General features: G+C 58.3%; 19 protein-coding genes and 1 pseudogene. 16 read left to right on the top strand and 4 right to left on the bottom strand.

Annotation, left to right across the window (positions count from 1 at the left end):
- Positions 1-30 precede the first annotated feature (30 nt).
- The 3 genes from ACSQ3G_RS30630 (at position 31) to ACSQ3G_RS30620 (ending at position 4,122) form a co-directional block, all read left to right on the top strand.
- Entirely contained in the window at positions 31-483 is a 453-nt protein-coding gene (locus ACSQ3G_RS30630) for a tripartite tricarboxylate transporter TctB family protein (protein WP_105405250.1), read from the top strand.
- Between the two features lies 1 nt (position 484).
- A complete protein-coding gene (locus ACSQ3G_RS30625) occupies positions 485-1,990 on the top strand; it encodes a tripartite tricarboxylate transporter permease (RefSeq protein ID WP_436113019.1) in 1,506 nt (501 codons plus the stop codon).
- Positions 1,991-2,607: 617 nt separating this feature from the next.
- Positions 2,608-4,122: a sulfatase gene (locus tag ACSQ3G_RS30620; protein ID WP_436113018.1), complete on the top strand. Its 1,515-nt coding sequence runs from the start codon at positions 2,608-2,610 to the stop codon at positions 4,120-4,122.
- A gap of 40 nt (positions 4,123-4,162) precedes the next feature.
- Here ACSQ3G_RS30620 and ACSQ3G_RS30615 read toward each other — a convergent pair whose 3' ends face one another.
- The gene (locus ACSQ3G_RS30615) at positions 4,163-5,089 is read right to left on the bottom strand and encodes a LysR family transcriptional regulator (protein WP_436113017.1); all 927 of its coding nucleotides are present in this window, start codon (positions 5,087-5,089) and stop codon (positions 4,163-4,165) included.
- 90 nt (positions 5,090-5,179) lie between these two features.
- Between ACSQ3G_RS30615 and ACSQ3G_RS30610 the strand changes: the two genes are divergently transcribed.
- From ACSQ3G_RS30610 to ACSQ3G_RS30575, 8 genes are read left to right on the top strand one after another with little or no spacing between them, the layout of a single operon-like run.
- Entirely contained in the window at positions 5,180-6,694 is a 1,515-nt protein-coding gene (locus ACSQ3G_RS30610; protein WP_436113016.1) for a sulfatase, read from the top strand.
- A 32-nt stretch (positions 6,695-6,726) separates the two neighbouring features.
- Positions 6,727-8,070, top strand: a complete 1,344-nt coding sequence (locus tag ACSQ3G_RS30605) for an ABC transporter substrate-binding protein (protein ID WP_436113015.1) — start codon at positions 6,727-6,729, stop codon at positions 8,068-8,070.
- 60 nt (positions 8,071-8,130) lie between these two features.
- Complete coding sequence (locus tag ACSQ3G_RS30600; protein WP_436113014.1) at positions 8,131-9,054, top strand: carbohydrate ABC transporter permease; 924 nt, start codon at positions 8,131-8,133, stop codon at positions 9,052-9,054.
- Positions 9,051-9,881 (top strand): carbohydrate ABC transporter permease, encoded by an 831-nt coding sequence (locus tag ACSQ3G_RS30595; protein WP_436113013.1) that lies wholly within the window; start codon positions 9,051-9,053, stop codon positions 9,879-9,881. The genes ACSQ3G_RS30600 and ACSQ3G_RS30595 overlap by 4 nt, the downstream gene beginning before the upstream one ends.
- Positions 9,882-9,889: 8 nt before the next feature.
- Positions 9,890-10,999, top strand: a complete 1,110-nt coding sequence (locus ACSQ3G_RS30590) for an ABC transporter ATP-binding protein (protein ID WP_436113012.1) — start codon at positions 9,890-9,892, stop codon at positions 10,997-10,999.
- Positions 10,965-11,981 carry a DUF4432 family protein gene (locus ACSQ3G_RS30585; protein WP_436113011.1) on the top strand — a complete coding sequence of 339 codons (1,017 nt, stop codon included), beginning with the start codon at positions 10,965-10,967 and terminating at the stop codon, positions 11,979-11,981. Before ACSQ3G_RS30590 ends, ACSQ3G_RS30585 begins: the two co-directional genes overlap by 35 nt.
- A gap of 47 nt (positions 11,982-12,028) precedes the next feature.
- On the top strand, positions 12,029-12,982 hold the full coding sequence (locus ACSQ3G_RS30580) for an SUMF1/EgtB/PvdO family nonheme iron enzyme (protein ID WP_436113010.1): 954 nt from the start codon (positions 12,029-12,031) through the stop codon (positions 12,980-12,982).
- 30 nt (positions 12,983-13,012) lie between these two features.
- Entirely contained in the window at positions 13,013-14,452 is a 1,440-nt protein-coding gene (locus ACSQ3G_RS30575) for a sulfatase family protein (protein WP_436113009.1), read from the top strand.
- On the opposite strand, the gene ACSQ3G_RS30570 is transcribed toward ACSQ3G_RS30575, so the two are convergent.
- Positions 14,449-15,951 (bottom strand): sulfatase-like hydrolase/transferase, encoded by a 1,503-nt coding sequence (locus ACSQ3G_RS30570; RefSeq protein WP_436113008.1) that lies wholly within the window; start codon positions 15,949-15,951, stop codon positions 14,449-14,451. The genes ACSQ3G_RS30575 and ACSQ3G_RS30570 overlap by 4 nt on opposite strands.
- Positions 15,952-16,153: 202 nt before the next feature.
- Here ACSQ3G_RS30570 and ACSQ3G_RS30565 point away from each other — a divergent pair, with 202 nt between their 5' ends.
- The 3 genes from ACSQ3G_RS30565 (at position 16,154) to ACSQ3G_RS30555 (ending at position 19,125) form a co-directional block, all read left to right on the top strand.
- Positions 16,154-17,122 carry a Bug family tripartite tricarboxylate transporter substrate binding protein gene (locus ACSQ3G_RS30565; protein WP_436113007.1) on the top strand — a complete coding sequence of 323 codons (969 nt, stop codon included), beginning with the start codon at positions 16,154-16,156 and terminating at the stop codon, positions 17,120-17,122.
- A 75-nt stretch (positions 17,123-17,197) separates the two neighbouring features.
- Positions 17,198-17,623, top strand: a complete 426-nt coding sequence (locus ACSQ3G_RS30560; RefSeq protein ID WP_436113006.1) for a tripartite tricarboxylate transporter TctB family protein — start codon at positions 17,198-17,200, stop codon at positions 17,621-17,623.
- The gene (locus ACSQ3G_RS30555) at positions 17,623-19,125 is read left to right on the top strand and encodes a tripartite tricarboxylate transporter permease (protein WP_436113005.1); all 1,503 of its coding nucleotides are present in this window, start codon (positions 17,623-17,625) and stop codon (positions 19,123-19,125) included. The genes ACSQ3G_RS30560 and ACSQ3G_RS30555 overlap by 1 nt, the downstream gene beginning before the upstream one ends.
- Positions 19,126-19,205: 80 nt before the next feature.
- On the opposite strand, the gene ACSQ3G_RS30550 is transcribed toward ACSQ3G_RS30555, so the two are convergent.
- Positions 19,206-20,111: a 2-hydroxyacid dehydrogenase gene (locus ACSQ3G_RS30550; protein WP_436113004.1), complete on the bottom strand. Its 906-nt coding sequence runs from the start codon at positions 20,109-20,111 to the stop codon at positions 19,206-19,208.
- A gap of 79 nt (positions 20,112-20,190) precedes the next feature.
- Between ACSQ3G_RS30550 and ACSQ3G_RS30545 the strand changes: the two genes are divergently transcribed.
- Both ACSQ3G_RS30545 and ACSQ3G_RS30540 read left to right on the top strand, forming a co-directional pair.
- Entirely contained in the window at positions 20,191-21,306 is a 1,116-nt protein-coding gene (locus tag ACSQ3G_RS30545; RefSeq protein WP_436113003.1) for a LacI family DNA-binding transcriptional regulator, read from the top strand.
- Positions 21,307-21,374: 68 nt separating this feature from the next.
- Positions 21,375-22,247, top strand: a complete 873-nt coding sequence (locus ACSQ3G_RS30540; RefSeq protein ID WP_436113002.1) for an SMP-30/gluconolactonase/LRE family protein — start codon at positions 21,375-21,377, stop codon at positions 22,245-22,247.
- On the opposite strand, the pseudogene ACSQ3G_RS30535 reads toward ACSQ3G_RS30540, so the two are convergent.
- Positions 22,244-22,768, bottom strand: a pseudogene (locus tag ACSQ3G_RS30535) (gluconokinase). The gene ACSQ3G_RS30540 and the pseudogene ACSQ3G_RS30535 sit on opposite strands and share 4 nt — an antisense overlap.
- Positions 22,769-22,785 lie beyond the last annotated feature (17 nt).

The following is a 22,785-nucleotide window of genomic DNA, read 5'->3' as shown; positions in this document are numbered from 1 at the left end:
TCCAGGCGACAGATTTGGAGTTTATGTGAAATGAGCATTTCAATTGGCATCGATCGGCTGGCTGGGCTGACATTTATCGTGCTGGGAGCTGCATTCCTGTGGCTTGGGCTCGATTTCGGGTTTGGGTCGATGTTGAGGATCGGCCCGGGCTTCTTTCCCGTTATTCTCTCTGGAGTACTGATCGGTTTCGGCGTGGCAATATTCGTCAGGAGCTTTCTCTCGGACGATAGTTTCCACATGCCGAAGCTCGGGCCGATGACACGCGTGCTCGCGGCTATCGCCATATTTGCAGGGTTCATGCAGCCGGTTGGCAGCTACCTCATCCTGCCTGTCGTCGTCGTTCTCACCGCATCCGCAAGCCCGAAATTCCGGTGGACATCAGCAGTGTTGCTTGCAGTCGGCACCACTATCTTTTCCGATCTGATCTTCCGTGTCGGCCTCGGATTGCCGTTCTACGCCGTCGGCTATTGGTTTGGAGGTTGAGATGGAGCTTCTCTCGCATCTGGCACTAGGTTTTGAAACCGCCCTTTCGCCTATCAATCTCTTCTACTGTTTTGCGGGTGTGCTGATCGGGACGTTGATCGGTGTCCTGCCGGGCTTAGGCCCTGCACCGACTGTGGCGATGCTTCTGCCGCTGTCGTTCGGGCTGCCACCAGTATCGGGCTTCATCATGTTGTCCGGCATATTCTATGGCGCGCAGTATGGTGGCTCGACGACAGCAATCTTGATCAACACCCCGGGCGAGTCCTCTTCCGTCGTGACAGCACTCGATGGCTATCAGATGGCTCGGAAGGGTAGGGCGGGCGAAGCCCTGGCGATGGCCGCAGTGGGCTCGTTTATCGCGGGCACTATCGCAACAATTATCATCGCTTTGCTCGCGCCACCACTCGCCAGGGCTGCGCTTTTGTTTGGTCCAGCAGAATACTTCTCTCTTATGGTGCTGGGCTTGATAGCAGCGATTGCGCTCGCGAATGGTTCAGTCCTCAAGGCGGTTGCGATGGCCGTTCTCGGTCTGCTGCTCGGGCTGGTTGGCACCGACGTCACGTCGGGCGTCCAACGATATACGTTCGGCGCCCTGAAACTTTATGACGGGATCGCAATCGTCGCAATCGCTATGGGGCTATTCTCCGTCGCTGAAGTGCTGCGTAATCTTGAAGATCAATCCGAGCAGCAGACGACTGTGACCCAGGTCACCGGCCTCGCTGCGGGGCTGTCGCGTTTTTGGGAGGCGCTGGGGTCAATCCTTCGCGGCACCGCGATCGGCTCTGTTCTCGGCATCTTGCCGGGCGGCGGTGCGACCCTCTCCTCGTTCGCTTCCTACGCCATCGAAAAGAAGATTTCACGGCATCCTGAAAAGTTTGGGACCGGCGTCTTGCAGGGACTGGCCGGGCCTGAATCCGCTAACAACGCAGGAGCCCAAACTTCCTTTATTCCTATGCTGACCCTCGGGCTGCCATCCAATCCGGTTATGGCGCTGATGATCGGGGCCTTGATGATCCACGGTATCCAGCCGGGGCCGAACGTTATTTCCGAGCAACCAGCCTTGTTCTGGGGATTGATAGCTTCCATGTGGATTGGCAATACGATGCTCGTTGTGCTCAACCTTCCCTTGGTCGGCCTCTGGGTCAAGCTTCTCACCTTTCCATATCATCTTCTCTTTCCGGCGATCGTGGTGATCACCTGCATCGGCGTCTTCAGCTTTAACAATTCGATGTTCGATGTCTGGATGCTGCTGCTCTTCAGCATGATGGGATACATTCTGGTCAAGCTGCGGTGCGAGCCTGCGCCGATGCTGCTCGGATTTATCCTCGGGCCGATGATGGAGGAACACCTTCGTCGTGCGCTGTTGCTCTCACGGGGTAGCATGACGGTCTTCGTTGAGCGGCCTATAAGCGCCACAATGCTACTGATCGCGCTTGTGCTCCTTGCCGCGCCGGCACTTTCGTCCGTCCGCAAGCGGCGGGAACTTATTTTCGCGGAGGGCGACTAGGGCGAGGTCATGATCATTTCGCTTGAGAGGTTAATTGCGGCACAACTCTGGGGCAATCAGGAAGCACCCGATCGTACAGGGATGGGGTGCTGGCGCGACATTCACTAACGAGCCATCATCGCAACCGCTTTGGAAACGCCCGCTAAGAACCTATTGTTCGGGCTAAGGCATATCCATCGCTCCATGTCGCCCAAGACCCTACCAGCTGTCGTTCAGCGATAGATAATTCAGCGGCTACCGCGGCTGCGCTACTCGCGAACGGAAAGCTGCTGTTGTGTGTCAACCAAAAAACCTCGGTTCCATAAATTGGCATTACGCCTCGAAGCGAGTCCTTACAAAGACTTAAGCCAGCCGCCGGTTCGGCTCCCTTCAAGAGCCGCGTATGGAACGTGCCGCCGATTAGGTGGGCAAATACCTTCGTCGCCAACGCAGATCATCGACGCGACTTCGGACATTCTTTGAAGTAGCAACTGCCAGCTCGAAATTGGAATGGACGTGGTAGGCGCAAGGAACCACCTCGGAGTGGTCATTGCCGATTACTTTTTGTTATCTCTCCCGAACTCGGATCGATTATCCGTTGGCAACATGAGCCTCTACAACATCGTAACGGAGGCCCCATGAAAACGATCTTTGTTCTTTTCGACTCGCTCAATCGCGATGCGCTCGGCTGTTATGGCGGAACCGGAATCGAGACGCCGAATTTTGATCGGTTTGCGCAGCGTTGCGTCACGTTCGACCGGCACTATGCAGGATCGCTTCCCTGTATGCCGGCCCGTCGCGATTTGCACACCGGACGGTTAAATTTCATGCATCGGTCCTGGGGGCCGCTCGAGCCGTACGACAACTCTTTCGCCCAGCTGATGAAGCAGAATGGCGTCTACACCCATCTGATAACCGACCATCTGCATTATTTCGAAGATGGCGGTCATGGCTTCCATACGAAGTTCTCAAGCTACGACTATATTCGCGGCCAGGAATACGATCCCTGGGTTCCCTTGGTCGATCCGCCGCTGGCGGCGATTGCCGCGCAATTCGACCAGCGGCACTATAACGTCAAGAAGCCGAACAAGCGGCTGCAGCACGCAATCAACAGAACGCAGATGACCGAGGAGCGGGACATGCCCGGCCCGCGCTGCTTTGCCTCGGCTTTCGATTTCCTCGACAAGAACAACAAGGCGGATAACTGGTTCCTGATGCTGGAATGTTTCGATCCGCATGAGCCTTTCCATGCGCCTGATCGCTTCAAGGAGATGTACAGAACGGGTTACGACGGGGGTATTCTGGACTGGCCGCACTATGACAGGGTCGCCGAGAACCCGGAGGAAATGGCGGAGATCCGAGCCAATTATGCGGCGCTCGTCACCATGTGCGACGAGTATTTCGGCAAGCTGCTCGATTATATGGATGAGCATGGCATGTGGGAGGATACCTGCATCGTGCTCTCGACGGACCATGGTTTCTTGCTGTCGGAACATGGCTGGTGGGGCAAGATCAGGATGCCGTATTTTGAGGAAATCTCGCATATCCCGCTGATGATCCATCACCCGGCCTTCACGGATCGGGCAGGTGAGCGTCGGAAAAGCCTGACACAGGCCGGCGACCTGATGCCGACCTTCATGGAGCTGCACGGCTTGCCTATTCCCGCTGAGGTTAGGTCGCACAGTCTGCTGCCGCTGATGGAGAAGGATGTCAAGAAGCGCGAGGCGGCAGTGTTCGGCGTGTATTCAGGGCCGATCGGCGTGACCGACGGGGAGTGGGTTCTCTATCATTACCCACCGGATGTTCTGGCGGAAGGCCTGGCGGAATACACGCTGGCGCCTGCACATATGACCGTGCCTTTCAACGTGAATGAACTCCGCACCGCCCGCCTGGTACCACCCTTCGACTTTACCAAGGGCGTGCCGCTCCTCGCTTTCGACGCGCTGAGAGGAGCTCCCCGACCGCCCGGCAATGACGGGAAGGGTTTCGAGGATCTCGGCACACGGCTCTATAATGTCATGGACGATCCGAAGCAGCAGAAAGAGCGTCAAGATACCGACCAGCAGGCACGCCTCGTCGAATTGCTGATTGCGGAACTCCGGGCGCACGATACGCCTCAGGAAGTCTACCGCTGGTACGGGCTTTCGCAATGATACCGAAAGGCCCCGAATGCGGGGCCTTTTCTTTATGAACTCAGCCGGCCGCGGCGGCGAAAAGCGCCGTTGCCTTCTCCAGGGATTTCAACATGAGCTTGATCGGTGCAAAGTCTTTGGAGGACTTGTGATAGGTAATGCCGGTCGGAATGCTCCAGCGGAATCCGTCGAGCCTGATTTCCCTCAGCTGCAAGGTCGAATAACTCTGGGCGAGCGGCACCGGCATGCAGGCGATGAAATTGTGCTCCACCAGCATTTTCAGGGCGATCTGGAGTGAATGGGATTCAAGTGCGAGCTGAGGGGCGGGAAGGCCCTTGCTTTCAAAAAACCGGTCAATCTTGCCATTCGCCAATCCGCCGCTGAACAGGCTTAACCAGGGGAAATCCAGGAGCCTCTGCGGAGTGACATCACCTTCCGCAAACAGCGGATGCTGATAGGACGCGAAAATCGAATTATCCTGATCGTACAGGATGTCGGTGATGAAATCGCGCCCAAGGCCATCGACCTCGGTTGGAATGCCGCCCGCATAGGCCCTAAGATCGCCGCGTTGCAGGAACGGCATCAGGTCGGCACCCACGCCGGTCGACACCGAGATGCGCAGGTTCGGGAAATTCGAGCGCAGGTCAGCCAGCATGTTGGGGAAATAAACGGCCGAATAGACCGGGCCGCCGCCAATCCGCATTTCGCCGCCGAGCCCCTTCGTCTGAACCTTCAACTCGACGAGCGACGCATTCCAGGCTGCTTCGATTTCCCTCGCCCGATGTCGGAACAGTTCGCCTGCCTCCGTCAGGCGCACGCCGCCAGGCAGCCGTAGGAACAGCGGGCAGCCGAGATCCTGTTCAAGGAGACGGATCGATTTGGTGAGCGCCGGCTGGCTGACATTGATCGCGCGGGCCGCCGCATGAAAGCTGCCATGATCTGCAACACTCAGGAAATGATGCAGTCGCCATATATGGTGCATCGACATCTGCGATATCCCCCGGTTATCGACATTGATGTGAGAGGTATTAGCGTAACCCAGAGACTGCCGCTAGTTTCCGCTTATGGAGGATTGCTGATGCGCGCAGTTTTTATGCTGTTCGATTCTTTGAACAGGCATGCTTTGGGCTGTTACGGCGGGACGACCGTACCCACGCCGAATTTCGATCGGTTCGCTGCCCGTTCTTTGACATTCGATAATCACTATGTCGGCAGCCTTCCGTGCATGCCGGCGCGGCGTGACCTTCATACGGGTCGCCTCAATTTCATGCATCGCTCCTGGGGACCACTTGAGCCCTTCGACAACTCCATGCCGGAGCTGCTGAAGAAGGGCGGCGTCTATACGCATCTGCTGACCGATCATTTCCATTATTTCGAGGATGGCGGCGCGACCTATCATTCCCGCTATTCCACCTGGGACTTTGTCCGGGGGCAGGAATACGACACCTGGAAGGCGCTTGTGCAGCCGCCGCTGGAAAAATTCAGGAAAGAATATTCCAGCCAGCATTATAACGGACCGAACCAGGCGAACCGTCTGCAGCATCAGGTCAACAGGGAATTCATCAGGCAGGAGAAAGATTTCCCGGCCGTTCAATGTTTCGAACGCGCATTCGAATTCCTCGACAACAATCGCGGTGCCGACAACTGGATGCTGCATCTCGAATGTTTCGATCCGCACGAGCCCTTCTATACGCCGGAGCGGTTCCGCCAGGGGCTAAAGACGAATTACGACGGTCCGATCATCGACTGGCCAAAATATGCGCCGGTGAGCGAAAGCGAGGACGAGATCGCCGAGATCCGCGCCAACTATGCGGCGCTGGTAGCGATGTGTGACGAATATTTCGGCAAGCTGCTGGATTATTTCGATGCCAACAATCTCTGGGAGGATACCTGCATCATCCTCACGACGGACCACGGTTACCTGCTATCCGAGCACGACTGGTGGGCCAAGAACGTGATGCCGTACTACGAGGAAATTTCCCATATTCCTCTCATCGTGCATCACCCCGATCTTGGCGCGCGCAAGGGGACCCGTACGAATGTCGTGACGCAGACACCCGACCTCATGCCTACGATCCTCAAACTGTTCGGTCAGGAAATTCCGCCGGAAGTGCAGGGGACCTCCATTCTCGACCTGGTCGAAAACGACGTGCAGGATCGATCGGTCATATTCGGGATGTTCGGGGGTGCGATCGGCGTCACGGACGGCAGGCATAGCTGCTTCCTCTATCCGCCCGACCTCGACGATGAAAATCTCAGGGAATACACCCTGATGCCGACGCACCTGCATCATTTCTTCGACCTCAAGGAGTTGAAGACGGCGGAACTTCACGAGCCGTTGGCCTTCACCAAGGGAGTGCCGGTGCTGAGCATCCGGGCGCTGAATGATGCCCGCCGCCCGCCTGGCGGCGACCGCGGGCATTTCAAGAGCTTCAAGACGGCGCTCTACGATAATGTGGCGGATCCGTTCCAGTTGAACCCTCTGGACGCGCCCGACGTGGAAGAGCGCCTCAAGGGCGCCATATCGACGATCCTCAGGCGGCATTCCGCGACGCCGGAATTCTTCGACTGGATGGGGTTAGAAAATTCGTAAGCGAGACTTCAATTCAGGGAGGAGAAACTGAAATGCCCGATAGAAAAATTGGTAGATTTAGCAGAAGAGCTTTCGGCCGGTTGCTGGTTGGTCTGTCCTTGGCGGCGAGCCTGGCGGTTCCGGCATTCGCGCAGGAAACTCCGTCGATCAGGATCCTGATCAGCCAGTCGCCGTGGCTCAACTCGTTCGTATCGCTGGTCGATCAATACCAGAAGGAAACCGGCACCAAGTTTCAGCTTGACGTGACTCCTTTCGGCGGCATGGTCGATAAGATGCGCAATTCGGTGCGGGCCCAGCAAGGCTCCTACGATCTCATCAATATCAACGCGCAGGGGCTGGCAGAGATGTATGCCGGCGGTTTCCTGCGGCCGCTGAAGGAGATCGATCCGAGTTTCACGCTGCCGGAAGGCGTCCTGGATTTCGGCGGTTCGACAAACTGGAATGCCAAGACGAGCAGCTTCGACCCCAAGGGTGAGTTCTATGGGGTTCCGACGAATGGCAACGTGCTGGTGTTGTATTACCGGAGCGACCTCTACAAGCAGGCCGGGCTGAAAGTGCCGCAGACTTGGGACGACCTGATGGCGAATGCCAAAAAACTTCACAACCCGCCCAAGACTTACGGCTTTATCTCGCGCGGCACCCGCGAGTCGATCCTGTTCGATTTCTCGCCGGCCCTCTTCAGCTACGGCGGAAGTTTCTTTGCCAATCCGGAGAATGGCGACTACTCGGTTACGCTCAACAGCCCGCAGGGGTTGCAGGCTCTGGAGATGTTCATCAAGCTGAACAAGGAAGTTGGCGCTGGCAATGCCGGCGCGCTCGAGCAGGCGGAACTGATCCAGCTTCTTTCCACCGGGAAGGCAGCCCAAGGGACGGCAGTCATCGCCGCCGTTGCCGATCTTCAGGATCCGAACAAGTCGATCGTCACAGACACGATCGAAACCACATTGCTGCCGGCCGGACCGGGCGGCAAGCACGCCTCCGTCGCCGGGCACTGGATGGCCGGCATCCCGAAGAACGTGCCGGAGCCCAACCAGAAGGCAGCGCTGAAATTCCTCAAGTGGTTCCTGCAGAAGGATACACAGATCGCTTACACCGAAGCGGGGGGCATCCCGATCCGCAAGGATCTCGGCGACACCAAACTTGCCGGCGATCCGGCCTATCGCTTCATCAAGGCGTTTTCCGACAATGCCGATGTCGCCAAGATGAACACTCCGCTGAAGGAAGGCGTGCGATTGAAGGAAGTCATCTCGCTCTACCTCAATCGGGCGCTCATCGGCGAGATCTCTGCCAAGGACGCCCTGAACGGAGCGGCGACCGAGATGAACCAGATCCTGACAGCGGCCGGCTATAAACTCACTCCTCCCAAGATGCTGTGAGCCGCACGATGCCCGGGGCAAATGCCCCGGGCATCCCCATCCATGGAGTAATCTCTTACAATGGCGTTACGTTCCCTAGACGCGGCGAGAATCGAGCGCGCTAATCTCTGGTGGAGAATCGGTTCTCTTGCGCCAGCCATCATCGTTCTGGCGCTTCTATCCATCTGGCCGGTCTTCAACCTCGCCTATCTGAGCCTCGCGGACGTCAAGTGGGTGTCCGGCGTGGCCGTGGTTGACTTCGTCGGGCTGCAGAATTTCCACGAGCTTTTTACGGGCGAAGCCGTTTATTGGGCCGGCGTGCGTAACACCATCGTTTTTGCGATCTGCGCCGTATCCCTGCAGATGGTTTTCGGCTTCACCATGGCGCTGGCTGTGCGCCGCGCCTCGAAGATCGGCCGCAGCATGCTGACGGCGATCTTCCTGTTGCCGATCGTCATTCCGCCGATCGTTATCGGCGCTATGTGGCGGCTTCTCCTGGGTCGCGATTTCGGCATCGTCAATTCGCTGCTTTCGTTCTTGAGCCTGCCGCAAGTCGACTGGCTCGGCGATCCGAGGTTCGCGCTGATGTCGGTCATCATCGTCGACGTCTGGCACTGGACGCCGTTCGTTTTCCTGCTGACGCTTGCCGGTCTTGAATCTCTCGATCAGGAAGTGTTCGACGCAGCGAAACTGGATGTGAAAAGCAATTGGCAGGAACTGCGTTACGTGACGATCCCGCTAATGATGCCGACTATTCTCATCACACTGGCATTCCGCATGATTCTGTCGTTCAAGGTCTTCGACGAGGTCTTCTTGCTGACGGGTGGTGGCCCCGGGACGGCGACTGAAGTCATCAATTTCTCGATCAATCGCGTCTTCTTTGCGCAGGACCGGGTGGGGATGGGATCCGCCATGTCGCTCGTCACGATATTCGGTATCGCCCTGTTGATCATTCTGGCGAACACCGTCGTCCGCCGCAGGCGCAAACAGAGGGAAACCGCATGAACGCCAAACGAAACCTCGGCAGTATCGGCGGTAACCTGATGGCCTGGGGCTACGCCCTGATCATTCTCGGTCCGATGGTGTGGATCCTGTCCAACTCGTTCAAGCGGCAGATCGATATCCTGATGGGCACGACTATCGCGCCGTTCACCCTCGTGAACTATCAACTGATCATTAATTCCCGGCAATCCCACTTCCTGTGGAACCTCTGGAACAGCGCCGTCGTGTCGGTCGTTTCGACGCTGCTGGTGCTGGCCATAGCAACGGTCGCCGCCTTCACGGTAGCGCGGTTACAACCGCCGCGCTGGGTGACCTTTATTCTTCTCGGCTGGGCGCTGGTCTTCCATATGCTGCCGACCCTGACATTTGTGGGTTCCTGGTATGTGATGTTCACACAGGTTGGATTGCACGGCACCTATACCGCCCTGATCCTGGCACAGGTGGTGCAGGGACTGCCAATGGCACTTTTCCTGATGATCGGCTTCGTGATGAATATCCCGAAGGAACTCGTTCAGGCGGCGCGCCTGGACGGTTGCACCTATGCGCAGGTGTTCCGCCATCTCATTCTGCCGCTTTCGCTTGGGGGAATGGCGGCGGCTGGTGCGCTGTCCTTCATCTCCGCCTGGAGCGACTTTGCGATCGCCCTTAACCTCTCCAATAAGGATACGATGACTGCTCCCGTCGCCATTGCGACCTTCGCCCAGGAGCACCAGATCCTCTATGGCCAGATGGCCGCAGCATCCATGCTCTCAATGATCCCGGCACTGGCGTTCATCATGTTCGGGCAGCGTTTCGTCGTGCGTGGCCTGCTGGCCGGCGCCGTCAAATAGGAAAACCAATGGCACACTTGCAGCTTCAGAAAGTCGGCAAATCCTACGGCGCGGTCGAGGTCATCCCCGGCATCGACTTCGAGATCAATTCCGGCGAATTCCTTGTTCTGGTCGGGCCTTCCGGCAGCGGCAAATCGACCCTGCTCAAGATGATCGCCGGCCTCGAGGAAACAACCTCGGGCAAGATCCTCGTTGACGGTGAAGACATTACCCATCTCGACCCGTCGGCGCGCGATCTGGCCATGGTTTTCCAGTCCTATGCGCTCTACCCGCATATGACAGTCAAGGACAACATGTCCTTTGCGCTGAGAATGCGCGGCGAGGATCCGGCGGAAATTGATCGGCGCGTCAAGGAGGCGGTTATCATGCTCGATCTCGGCGGGCTGGAAAACCGCAAGCCAGGGCAATTGTCCGGCGGTCAGCGCCAGCGTGTCGCCATGGGACGCTGCGTCGTGCGCAATCCAAAACTCTTCCTGTTCGACGAGCCGCTCTCCAACCTCGATGCCAAACTTCGCGCGCAGACTCGTATCGAGATCCGCCGGCTGCACGAACGACTAAATGCGACCTCGATCTTCGTCACCCACGATCAAGTCGAGGCGATGACGATGGCGGATCGCATTGCGCTATTGAAGGACGGCAAGCTTCAGCAGATCGGGTCGCCCCAGGACCTTTATCTGCGCCCGAGGAACACGTTTGTCGCGACCTTCATCGGTACGCCGGAAATGAACCTCCTCCCAGGTCAGGTGGACATTACCGACCGCGGTTTCCGGCTTGGCGGCGCTGACGGCATGCATCTGCAGGCTTCTCAGGAGCGTCAGTCCAGGCTCGCGGCGGCGATGAAACCCGGCGGGCCGGTGAAGGTAGGCATTAGGCCGGAGCATTTCGAGATCGGTCCGGCGGAGACGGCCGGTGCCCTGGAGATCAAGGTCAATGTCACCGAATGGCTGGGGCACGAGATCTTCATTTTCGGCCAGTCGTCCTTCGGTCCAATCGGCGTGCGCGTGCCCGAGGGCATGGCGGCAGCGCCGGCGGCGGGTGACGTCCTGCGGGTCAGGCCGGTTGCCGACCGCTGGCATGTGTTCGATGCCCGCAGCGGTGACAGTCTCCTGGCAGGATGAGGATCCGAACAAAAATGTGCGAGGTGTCGAGATGGTGATGTTGTTCGGCCAGGCTTTCACAAAGCAGGAGCTCGGACGAGTTTTTCCCGATCTCATGCATGTGGCGGGCTTCAAGTCGCTGACGGTTGATGACGGCGCCGGCCGCGGCATGCGCCTCCTTCAGATAGAAAGCGGCGGCGGGCTGCGCGTCGATCTGCTGCCGGATCGCTGCTGCGATATCGGCCAGGTCTGGTGCGACAATATCCCCTTCGGCTGGATCAGTCCGATGGGAACCTCTGCACCCCATGCGATTGGTGCGAATACCGCCCTATCTGGTCTGATGGCGACCTGCGGCTTCGACCATATCCGCCAGCCGGAAACCGACGAGGGCTGCGCCTTTCCCCTGCACGGCAATATGATGCACATGCCGGCGAAGATCATCGCCACCGACACGGTCTGGGACGGCGACGAATGCCTCTTCCGGGTGAAGGCGGAAGTGACGCAGTTCAACCTGAACTATGGCGCCATCCGGCTGCAGCGGCATATCTACGTGCCGCTCGGTGGTCGTTCGCTCGTCGTTTCCGACCGCGCCACAGTCCTTTCCGGCGACCTCCCGGTCATGGCGATGTACCATATCAATCTCGGTTTTCCGGCCGTGACGCCGAAGAGTACCTTGAACCTCAACGGTGCCGATATTTCTCGGGATTGCCTGTCCGAAAACGCGATCAAAGTGCGTCCGTCCGGCGCTGCCGTGGCGGAAGTCGAACTGGCAGCCGGCGCCGATGCGGGCGCGCGGTTCCTGCTGAAGTATGACGGACGGAAATTGCCTTTTCTGCAGACCTTGCGCAACGCCCAGGAAGGGATAAACGTGTTGTGCATTGAACCTGCGACACACGATCGCCTGCCGCGAAAAGAGTTGCGCGAGAGCGGGGCGCTTTCACCAACGTCACGAGGCGCATCACACAAGTTCCAGCTCGAAATGCTTTTCGACAGCGGCAGGTAGGTTCCTGAAGGTGCGCCCGTGGGCAATAAGGATTTCGGGAAGATACGATGAGCGGATGCTGTTCGGCGGTCAGCCGAAACAATGAAACTGAAGGACCGGCCGAAACTGCGAAGACGACGTCGCACGGCAAGGCCGGCGAGGTCGTCGCGGTCAAGGGCGGCGAGACGTTCGTCGGGACCCATGAACCGGTCCTGGTCGCCGATGGTGAGGGGCCGGAGCGCAAAGTTAATGTGAGTGACTTCTTCCTCGAAGCGGAAACGGTGACGGTCGCCCGCTTTGCGGAATTCGTCGCCGCGACCGGTTATGTCAGCGAAGCTGAAAAGTTTGGCTGTGCAGCCGTGTTCTTCGGCCTGCTAGAAGACAAGGGGCTCGCCGCCGAAAATGTCGCGCGCACACCGTGGTGGGCACGCATCGACGGCGCGGTCTGGGCCATGCCGGAAGGTCCGGGGAGTTCGATCGAGAGCCGGATGGACTATCCCGTGACCCAGGTTTCCTGGAACGACGCGGTGGCCTTTGCGACCTGGGTGGGTGGGCGCCTGCCGACGGAAACCGAATGGGAGCATGCCGCTCGGGGCGGCAATCGTCGCCGGCGTTATCCCTGGGGTGAGGCGGAACCCACCGATGACGAGGTTTTTTGCAATATCTGGCAGGGCCGCTTTCCGCATCAGAACACTCTGGCGGATGGTTTCCTTGGCACCTCACCGGCGCGTAGCTTTGAGCCGACGGAAAATGGTTTCTACAATCTCTCCGGGAATGTCTGGGAATGGACGAGCGACGCTTTCCGAATCCGCTCTCTTTCACGCCAGGCGAAGATACGCAACGAACAAGCCAAGAAGAATGCCGACAAGGTGCTGAAAGGCGGTTCGTTTCTCTGCCACAAAAGCTATTGCTACCGTTACCGTATTGCAGCCCGCATGGGTCTGTCTCCCGATAGCGCATCCAGCAATACCGGCTTCCGCATCGCCTACGATGTGATGCCGGGTAACAAACCAGCGATCTGAAGTCGTGAAGCGTCGGAGAAAGCGAGATTCATGCGTCCGAACATCCTGATGCTTTTCCCTGACCAATGGCGCGCCGACTGGCTCGGCGCGTTCGGCCATCTCCCGCTTCGAACCCCGAATATCGACGCGCTCATCGCGCGAGGAATTTCCTTTGGCCGCGCCTGGACACCGAGCCCGCTTTGCGCACCGGCACGATCCTGCTTCGCCACCGGCAAAGGGTATGGCCGCGCGCCCGTAGGCAACAACCTCATGGACAACCCGCCAAGCACGCCAACGTTTTATGGGCGGCTGCGCGATGGCGGGTATCAGGTCGCCAATGCGGGAAAGTCGGACCTTTTGAAAGGCGCCCATAGCTGGGGTGTGGATGGTCGCCACAGAGTCAACGGCATCGATCAGCTTGCACAACTTGGCTTCAGCCACGGTTTCGATAGTGCCGGCAAGAAGGCCGCGGAAAAGGCTTATGCCGACGGGTTTCCAGAACCCTATACCAATATGTTGAAACACCGCGGCTTGATCGACCGGTTCATGGCCGACTATGCCCATCGCTCGGTCGGCAAGGAAAAGCCGCCGATGACGGACTGGATGGAAGGCCGCATTCAGCGTCCACCGGACACCTATGCCAATGTGGCGCCGGTCAACTTGCCGGAAGGTGCCTATAACGACAATTTCGTCGGGCAGGCAGCAGATCGGATCATTCGCGATTTCGATCCATCGAAGCCATGGTTCCTGATCGTGAATTTCCCGGGTCCGCACGAGCCGATGGACGTGACGGCCGACATGGCGGAGCGCTGGAAGGACGTCATCTTTCCGCTTCCTTGCTTGCGCAATAACGAAGATGCGGAACTGCAGCAGAATATCCGCCGTCGCTATGCCGCGATGCTGGAAAACATTGATCGATGGCTCGGCGTCTATGTCGAGACCTTGCGAGAACTCGGACAGTTGGACGAGACGCTGATTGTTTTCGCCAGCGATCACGGCGAAATGCTGGGCGACCGAAATCTGTGGAAGAAGCAGGTTCCGTACGAACCGTCGGTGCGCATCCCTCTGGTGCTCGCAGGGCCTGCAGTAACGGCGCGGGGACATGAGCCTGACCTGCTAGGAAACCTCCTTGATTTGCCAGCAACATTTCTTTCCTTGGCAGGCCTCGCCGTCCCCAGTGACTATGAAGGTTCCGATCTGACCGGTATCATGAATGGCGCGGAGCCGTTGAGGGGCAGGACGGTCACATCCGGACTGGGGGGCTGGCGGGCAATCACCGACGGACGATACAAGCTGCTCGTTGGGTTTCGCACCGACATATTCCAGGAAAGCCTGCAATTTGGCACCTTGACGCCAGATGTCTTCGAGAACGGCTTGCTCTTCGACCTCGAAAACGACCCGCTGGAGACGGAAAATCTGTGGGACAGCGCGATTGAGGTCCGGAACCGCCTCTTGGCGAGCCTTCGCATCGCGGTGAACCCGGTGGACTAATCTGCCGCGGCCCCTACGACAATGCTCGGATCGGTTTGCGGGATCTGCGGATAGTGGAGTCCCCGTTGGCCTGAAAGTCCGCGTCCCGGTTCCGGCAGATGGAGCGGCGCATCAAAGCCCTTGAGCTTGCCGTCTTCCAGCCAGTCCAGGTCTATACCATAAAGGCGATCGATGAGGTCGGCTTCCAGTTTCGATCGGGTATCGATGAGGTCGGGCGCTTCGGAAAGATCGGCCTGCTCCCTAGGATCGTTTTCGAGGTCAAAAAGTTGAAGTCTGTTGCCGGCCGGGTACCAAATAAGCTTGTATTTTCCGTCGACGATCATCCGTGAAGCACGGGCGTTGTCGCCGATCTCGCCGTAGAAGAGATCCCGTTTGGCGTCTCCAACCATCGAGAGACCATCGCATGTCTCCGGCAGAGGGATACCGGCGAGGTCGAGCAACGTGGGCATGACGTCCTGCAGGCCAACAAGTCGATTTCTATCGACCCCAGGCTCCACCCTTGAGGATGTTTGCGGGCCAACAAGGATCATTGGAACAGAGACTGAGGATCGATACATGAGGCGTTTCGCGAACATGCCGAAATCGCCCAGCATGTCGCCGTGGTCGCTACAGAACAGAATGATTGTGTTCGCCAGAAGCTGTTCCTCACGTAGCGTTCCGATCAAAAGCCGGATCTGGTGGTCGATATGGGTCGACAGCGCATAGGCGGCTCGCCTCGCGTCGCGCACCTGTTTCGGACCAAGATCCTTGAAAAGATTTCGACTCGCCCTGACGGCAAAGGGCGCATCTGCCGCGTCCGCCCAATCCGCAGTCGCCGGCATATCGATGGCATCGGCCGGATAGCGGTCGTAATATGCTTGAAGTGGTGCGAGCGGCGGGTGGGGATGCGTGTATGAGACATACCAGAAGCCGGGCTTGCGGGTATCGCGTCGCTTGATCGTCCGGCAGGCTGCCTGCGTGATCCAGTTGGTGACGTGCAATCGTTCCGGCAGATGCCAGGGCCGGGTCAGGAACTCGTTATTGCCCATGCCGTGCATAAACTGTTCGCCGGGATGGCCATTGTCGGTCAGGAAGATCTCGTAGTCATCGTCCCCGCCGAGATTACCGCGCCCTTCCTCGGCAATCAGCGCTTCGTCAAAGCCGATGCGATCACGCTTTGGATAGACGTGCAGCTTGCCAATGGCCGCACTCTGATAACCGGCTTCGCGAAAGCAGTCGGCGACGGTGGGCATCGAAGATGGCATTTCAAGCGACGGCTGGAATGTTCTGTCGCCATGGGCCCGCGACGTCGCACCAAGCATCAGCGAGCGCCGGCTCGGTATGCAGACTGGGCACTCTGCAAACGCCATTTCGAACCTGCGGCCGATGCGAGCCAGGAAATCGAGTGTCGGTGTCTCGATCACTGGATGTCCTGCGCAGCCAAGCGCGTGTCCGGCCCATTGATCGACTGTCACCAGAAGCACATTTGGCTTGCCGGAGGTTTCGCTTTTTGAAGTCATCCGCACGTCCTCAATCTTGAATATTCCAGTTTTCGCGGGTGCAGCCCCGCCGTCCGCGTCAGCAGTTTGTAATCTGATGAAAACGTTACCACAAGGCATTAATAGGCCATTCTGCCCTCAGTGGGCGGTTCGCGAAAAAGATTGACAGAGCATCTGAAAACGCTACCAATGCATCATCATCATAGTTTGGAGGAGCCGCCTGATGAAGATTGGGATCACTTTCGCCCTTGCGTCCATCGCAGTACTTGCCGCTGGGGCATCTGCTTTGGCTCAGCAAGCCTACCCAAGCAAAACCATTGAAATGATTGTCGCCCAGCCGCCTGGCGGCTCGAACGATATTCCGGCGAGACTTGTGGCAGACAAGTTGCAGCAGCGTTACGGCCAGACCGTCGCTGTGGTGAACCGGCCGGGCGCAAGCGGCAATGTCGGCGCGCAATACGTCGTTCAGGCAAAGCCGGACGGTTACACCATCCTGTTTCTCGGCAGCTCGCTGGTTTTCAACGCGGCGATGAAGACGGCGCCCTTCAACTTTCCCGCTGACATGACGACGATCGCCAAGGTCGCCGATGCGCCGTCCATCCTGGCGATCAACGCGAACACGCCGGCAAAAACGGTGGCCGAGTTTGTCAAATGGACGAAGGACAACAAGGGCACCGCCAGCTACGGTTCGGCAGGGATCGGAAGCGGCGGCCATATCTTTGGTGCTGCCTTCAAGTACAAGACCGGCGCCGACATGATCCATGTCACCTTTACTGGCGGGCCGCCGGCGGTCAACGCGTTGCTGGCTGGCGATATCGCGATGTTCATCGCGCCTGTGCCGCTGGTCAAGCCGTTCATCGAGGGTGGCCAGCTGCGGGCCATCGGCGTCACCAGCGGACAGCGATTGAAGGATTTTCCTGATGCTCCGACCATGGCCGAAGCAGGTATCAAGGACTTCGAAGCCAATCAGGTCTTCGGCTTTTGGGGGCCGAAGGCAATGCCGGCCGATATCGTGCAAAAGCTTAACAAGGATATCAGCGAGATCGTCATGGAGCCCGACGTCAGGGACAAGCTTGCGGCGGTCGGGTTCATCTCCAGCACCGAAAGCGCGGCCGCCTTCGACAAGGAGCTGCAAGACAGCATCACCTACTGGGACAAGCTGATTGTCGAGAGCGGCGCCAAGAGCGAGTAATCAGCACAGATTCCAGGTTTGGCAAGGAAATTTATGGAGGGGCTTGTGCCAAGTAGGTTGGTCAATCGGGAGACCTTGTCTGGATTATTGCTTTTCTGCATCGGGGCGGCAGGTGCAGTCATCGCCAGCACCTATCCGATCGGGACGGCGGCACGGATGGGTCCAGCGTATTTTCCCCTTCTGCTGTGTGGCGGTCTGATTATTGTCGGCACTCTCATCATGGTGACGAGTGCGAACGCCGCAGTCGACTCTTTGGGCGCCATAAACTGGCGTCCACTGATCCTCTTTCCGTTTGCACTGATCGCGTTCGGGTTGCTTCTCACCCATGGCGGGTTGATCGTCGCTAGCGTCGTGCTCGTATTCCTGGCTGCGGCCGGCGGACGTGACTTCCGGCTCAGGGAAGTAGCCATTCTCTCTGTGTGTTTCACAGCAGCCGCCTACGTGATCTTCATTCTCGGCCTGGGACTGCCTATGCATCTTCTGCCTGACTGGATCCTCTAATGAGTATCATTGACAATCTGTGGCTAGGGCTTTCCGTCGCGGTCACCCCCTACAATATCCTGTTTTGCCTGATCGGCTGCCTAATCGGAACACTGATCGGCGTTCTACCAGGCCTCGGACCAGTCGCGACGCTGGCAATGCTTTTGCCCATCACCTTCCACCTGACGCCTGAAGCGGCACTCATCATGCTGGCGGGCATTTATTACGGTGCGCAGTACGGCGGTTCCACGACGGCCATTCTGGTCAACATTCCCGGAGAGTCTTCGTCCGTCGTCACATGTCTCGACGGACACAAGATGGCCCAGCTCGGACGTGCCGGTGCTGCGCTGGCGATCGCGGCAATATCGTCTTTCGTTGCCGGCACGATCGCCACGATTTTGATAGCCTACGCAAGCCCGCCACTCGCAACGCTCGCTATCCGCTTTCAAGCGCCGGAATATTTTTCACTTCTTCTTCTTGGCTTGGTCGGCGCGATCATTCTTGCGCATGGCTCGATCCTGCGCGCGATCGGCATGATCCTTCTTGGAATGCTCTTCGGCATGGTTGGCACCGACACCAGCACGGCCGTGCTGCGCTTCACCTTCGGGCTTCCAGAACTTTTTGACGGAATGGGTTTCGTGCCGATCGCGATGGGCGTGTTCGGGATCTCGCAGATCATTCGCAATCTCGATGGCGAAGAGAAGCACGGATCGATCGCCAAGATCGGCAGCCTGCTGCCGAACCGGCAGGAGGTCAAGGAGTCGACCATGCCGGCCTTGCGCGGCACCCTGATCGGATCGCTCCTTGGCGTGCTTCCGGGTGGCGGCGGGGTTTTGGCCTCTTATGCATCCTATGCGATCGAGAAGAAGCTGTCGCGCAATCCGGGCCGTTTTGGCCACGGGGCGCCGGCTGGCGTTGCAGGCCCGGAGGCCGCCAATAACGCTGCGGCACAGACGTCGTTCATTCCGATGTTGACGCTTGGGCTTCCGTCGAATGCTGTCATGGCGGTCATGATTGGAGCGCTAACCATCCATGGCGTCATTCCAGGCCCACGGGTCATTACACAGCAGCCGGAACTGTTTTGGGGCCTCATCGCCTCCATGTGGATCGGTAACCTGATGCTGCTGGTCATCAACCTGCCCCTCATAGGGATGTGGGTGTCGCTGCTAAGGGTACCTTACCGCGTGATGTTCCCGGCAATCCTTCTCATCTGCGCGATCGGTGTTTTCAGTATTTCGAATGCGACCTTCGACCTTTATACGACGGCCTTCTTCGTCGTGCTCGGCTATATCCTTTATCGACTTCAGTTCGAGCCGGCGCCGCTGGCGCTGGGCTTCATTCTTGGCCCGCTTTTCGAGGAAAACCTGCGTCGGGCCATGCTGATGTCGCGCGGCGATCCGTCGATCTTCCTGCAGCGCCCGATCAGTCTTGGACTGCTGATCGTCACGCTCTCGGTCATCCTGGTGATCGTGCTGCCTTCGGTGCGCCGCAAGCGCGAGGAGACGTTCGAGGAGGAAGAATAGGACGGTTACGCGTTCGGTTCTTCTGCACAACGGGCTCGATACGTTCAGGATTGAGCCCGTCTTCTTTTACGCGATAGCGCTCAACCACGGATCTGTTCGGTGACGTCTATAAGCGACTGGATCATCATGTTGGCCATGCGCTGCCGCGATTCTTCGGTGCTGCTTGCCGCGTGCGGCGTCAGAAGAAGATTCGGCAACTCTTTCGTCGGCGCGAAAGGTTCGGTTTCGAACACGTCCAGCGCGGCGCCGGCAATGGCTCCAGACTGCAAGGCTTGAAAAAGTGCCGTCTGCTTGACCACGCTGCCTCTTGCGATATTGACGAGAAAACCCCGCGGGCCGAGTGCCTGGAGGATGGTCCCGTCGACCAGGCCCTGCGTCTCCGCACCACCCGGGCAGGACAGGACGAGGATATCGGCCCAGGTAGCGAGTTCGAGGACAGAACCGAAATAGCGGGCATCGGTCCTGACAGCGGGACGCCGGTTATGGTAGCCGATCTGCATCTTGAAAGCGGAAGCACGGCTCGATATCTCGAGGCCGATCGCACCGAGGCCGACGATGCCAAGGTTGAGGCCGGTCAGCGAGCGCGTCATCCGCATAGGGGACGTCATCCAGGATCCGCTGGCCACATGTTGGTGACCAGCGGCGATTCCTCGAACAAGTCCGAGCATCTGGCCGATCGCGAAATCCGCAACGTCGTCGGCCAGCGCCCTCGACGTATTCGAGACCCGAATCCCCCGCCGGTTTGCCTCGGTCTTGTCAACATAGTCGGTGGCGGCGCCGAAACAGGCGATGACCCGAAGATTGGGAAGCCGGTCCATGAGGTCCTTGTCGATCGTCCCTTTTGCATTCGAGGCAATGCCGAACACGGTTTCATCGATACTGTCTTTCGGCTGGGAGCGCCAGGAGGCGGGCCCGATGACATTGAACTGCCGCCGCAGGGCATCTTCCGCCGTCTCAGGAAGGGGTGACAGTTGCAGGATATTCATATCTCGCTCCAATGATAGCGTTTTCACATTGTCGGCAAATTTACTCGCAGGCTGCCGACTATAAAACGGCTTCGTCCGGATGGAAGCGATTTCCAAGTATGTCGAACGTATTGGCTTTTCCTGCCCGTGCGATCTCTCTATCATCCGGCTCGAATTCAGATGGAGCCGTCAGGTGCAGCGGAAGCGGCAAGAACAGAAAAATACTAGGGCCAAGATGGCTGACGTTGCCAAACTGGCCGGCGTTTCCAATACGACTGTCTCTAGGGTGTTGCGTAATCCCGAAATGGTCTCGCAGGATGTGCGGGAGCGTGTCGCCGCCGCCATGGAGCGGCTGTCGTACGTGCCGAACTTTTTTGCCGGCGGTCTCTCCGCAACGCAGAGCCGGATCATTGGGCTTATTATTCCCTCAGTGCGGAACACCGCGTTTGCAGTCATGGTCGAGGAAGTGACGGAGCTCTTGAGCCGGCAAGGCTACTATACCCTCATCGGCCATAGCAATTATTCTTCCACGGAAGAGGAACGGATCGTCGTCAACTTCCTGTCCTGGTCTCCTGCTGGCGTGATCCTAGTTGGAAACCAGCATTCACGGCCCACCATAACCTCACTTCTGACAGCCAATATCCCGGTCATAGAGACCTGGGAACGAGACGCCTCGATTGACTGTGCCGTCGGCTTTTCCCATCGCGAGGTCGGCGAAAAGGTGGCGCGGTATTTCTTCGGAATCGGGTGTCGTAAGGTGGCCGTTGTCGGTTCCGCGGCCGATATCGATCCACGCGCGGGAAAAAGGACGAGCGCCTTCAGGCAAGCGGCACTGGAACTCCGAATGACGGGCGTTTTGGATGTGACGGCCAACGGGCGCGCGAGCCCGGAAGGTGGTGCCGAAGGCCTTAGCGAAGTGTTGCGGCTTCAGCCGGACACGGAGGCGGTGTTCTTTTCAAACGATGCGTTGGCCCTCGGAGGGCTCTTCGAATGTCAACGACGCGGCATCCGAGTGCCGGGCGATCTCAAACTCTGCGGCTTTGGCGATCTGCCTTTTTCCTCTCAAAGCGTGCCGACGATCAGCACGATCCGTCCGCCGAGGGCGGAAATCGCGGCGAAGGCGGTCGAGATGCTGCTCACGCTGATCCGTGGTGAGGAACCCGTCTCCAGGAAAATAGACGTAGGGTTCGAACTTGTGGTGCGCGGAAGTGGTTGATGCTGTGGACGATAGTTTGGCGTCCGGGGTTGTCCCTGGTGGATGGTGATGGGCATGGGGAGAGTGGCATGGGTTTCGAAGTCGCGCTCGATATCAGGGCGGAACTCGGAGAATCTCCGGTTTGGTCGCGTCAGGACGGCGTTCTTTATTTTATCGATATCAGCGGAAGGAGACTGCATTCCTTCGAACCCGCGTCCGGCGTTCACGTCGCAGCTTCCGTTCCGGAGGATATTGGCTGCATAGGCTTGCGACCGGGCGGCGGTTTTGTCGCCGGCCTGAGAAGCGGACTTTGGCTGCTGGATCGCAATGGCAAACTAGAACGGAAACTGGCCGACAATCCGGAAGACAACGCGTCAAGTCGTTTCAACGACGGCAAGATCGACCCTGCGGGCCGCATGGTCCTCGGCACAATCGACGAGAAGCGTGTAGGCGGCCTGGCGAACCTCTACCATTATAGCGATAGCGATCTTCGAGTGCTGGTACCAGGCATCACCGTGTCGAACGGAATCGCGTTTTCGCCGGATGGACAGACGCTGTATTATGCCGACTCGCCAAAGAGCACGGTCTGGAAATGTCCCTACGATCCGTCGACAGGTAGAATTGGACCGAGCGCGGTATTTCTTCGGACAGAGAGTGATGAAGGTCGGCCGGATGGTGCGGCAGTCGATTCCGAGGGATGTTATTGGATAGCGCTCTTCAATGGCGGCAGGATACGGCGCTATGATCCGGACGGGACGATGATGGAAGAACATTTTTTGCCTGCGCGCTGTCCGACAATGATCGCTTTTGGGGGTGGGGATCTAAGAACCCTTTACGTCACGACTGCGCGCGTGGGACGGTCCGAAGCGGAACTCGTTAAATTCCCCCATTCGGGAAGTCTGTTCAGCATGCCGGTCCCGGTCTCGGGGCTGCCGGCGACCCTGTTTGACGAACGTTCTTAGAAGCTTCTGGCCTGAATTCTCGCAGCAGCCTCAAGCGCGATTTGCTCGACCTCGTTATCGATAGAGACGGTCATAACACCGTCTTCGCCCGACGGGTTTTCCAGCGTGGCAAGCTGGGTTGCCAACAGAGAAGGCGGCATGAAATGCCCTTCTCGCGCGGTCATGCGGGCTTTGAGGAGCTCCGATGTCCCATCCAGGAAAATGAATGCGAGACGTTGTTCCTGACCGCGCCTGAGATGCTGTCGGTAGTCACGCCGAAGTGCGGAGCAGGAGACAACGATGGATTGCCTTTCGTTGACCACGTGGGTGATCTTGTTTCAAACCAAGTCCAGCCAAGGCCATCGATCTTCATCCGTCAGCGGTACACCTTCGGACATTTTCTGAACGTTGGACAGAGGGTGCAATTCATCCCCTTCAACGACCTCGCAGGCGAGCAACTGGGCGAGCCGCTTTCCAACCGACGACTTTCCGCATCCGCTGACGCCCATGACGACGATTGCATGGATCTGTTGTCCGGGCATCTTGCCTCTCCCGAATG

The organism is Neorhizobium tomejilense (genome assembly GCF_964254135.1).
GTDB classification, from domain to species: domain Bacteria; phylum Pseudomonadota; class Alphaproteobacteria; order Rhizobiales; family Rhizobiaceae; genus Neorhizobium; species Neorhizobium tomejilense.
This window is presented reverse-complemented; position numbering and strand designations above follow the sequence as displayed.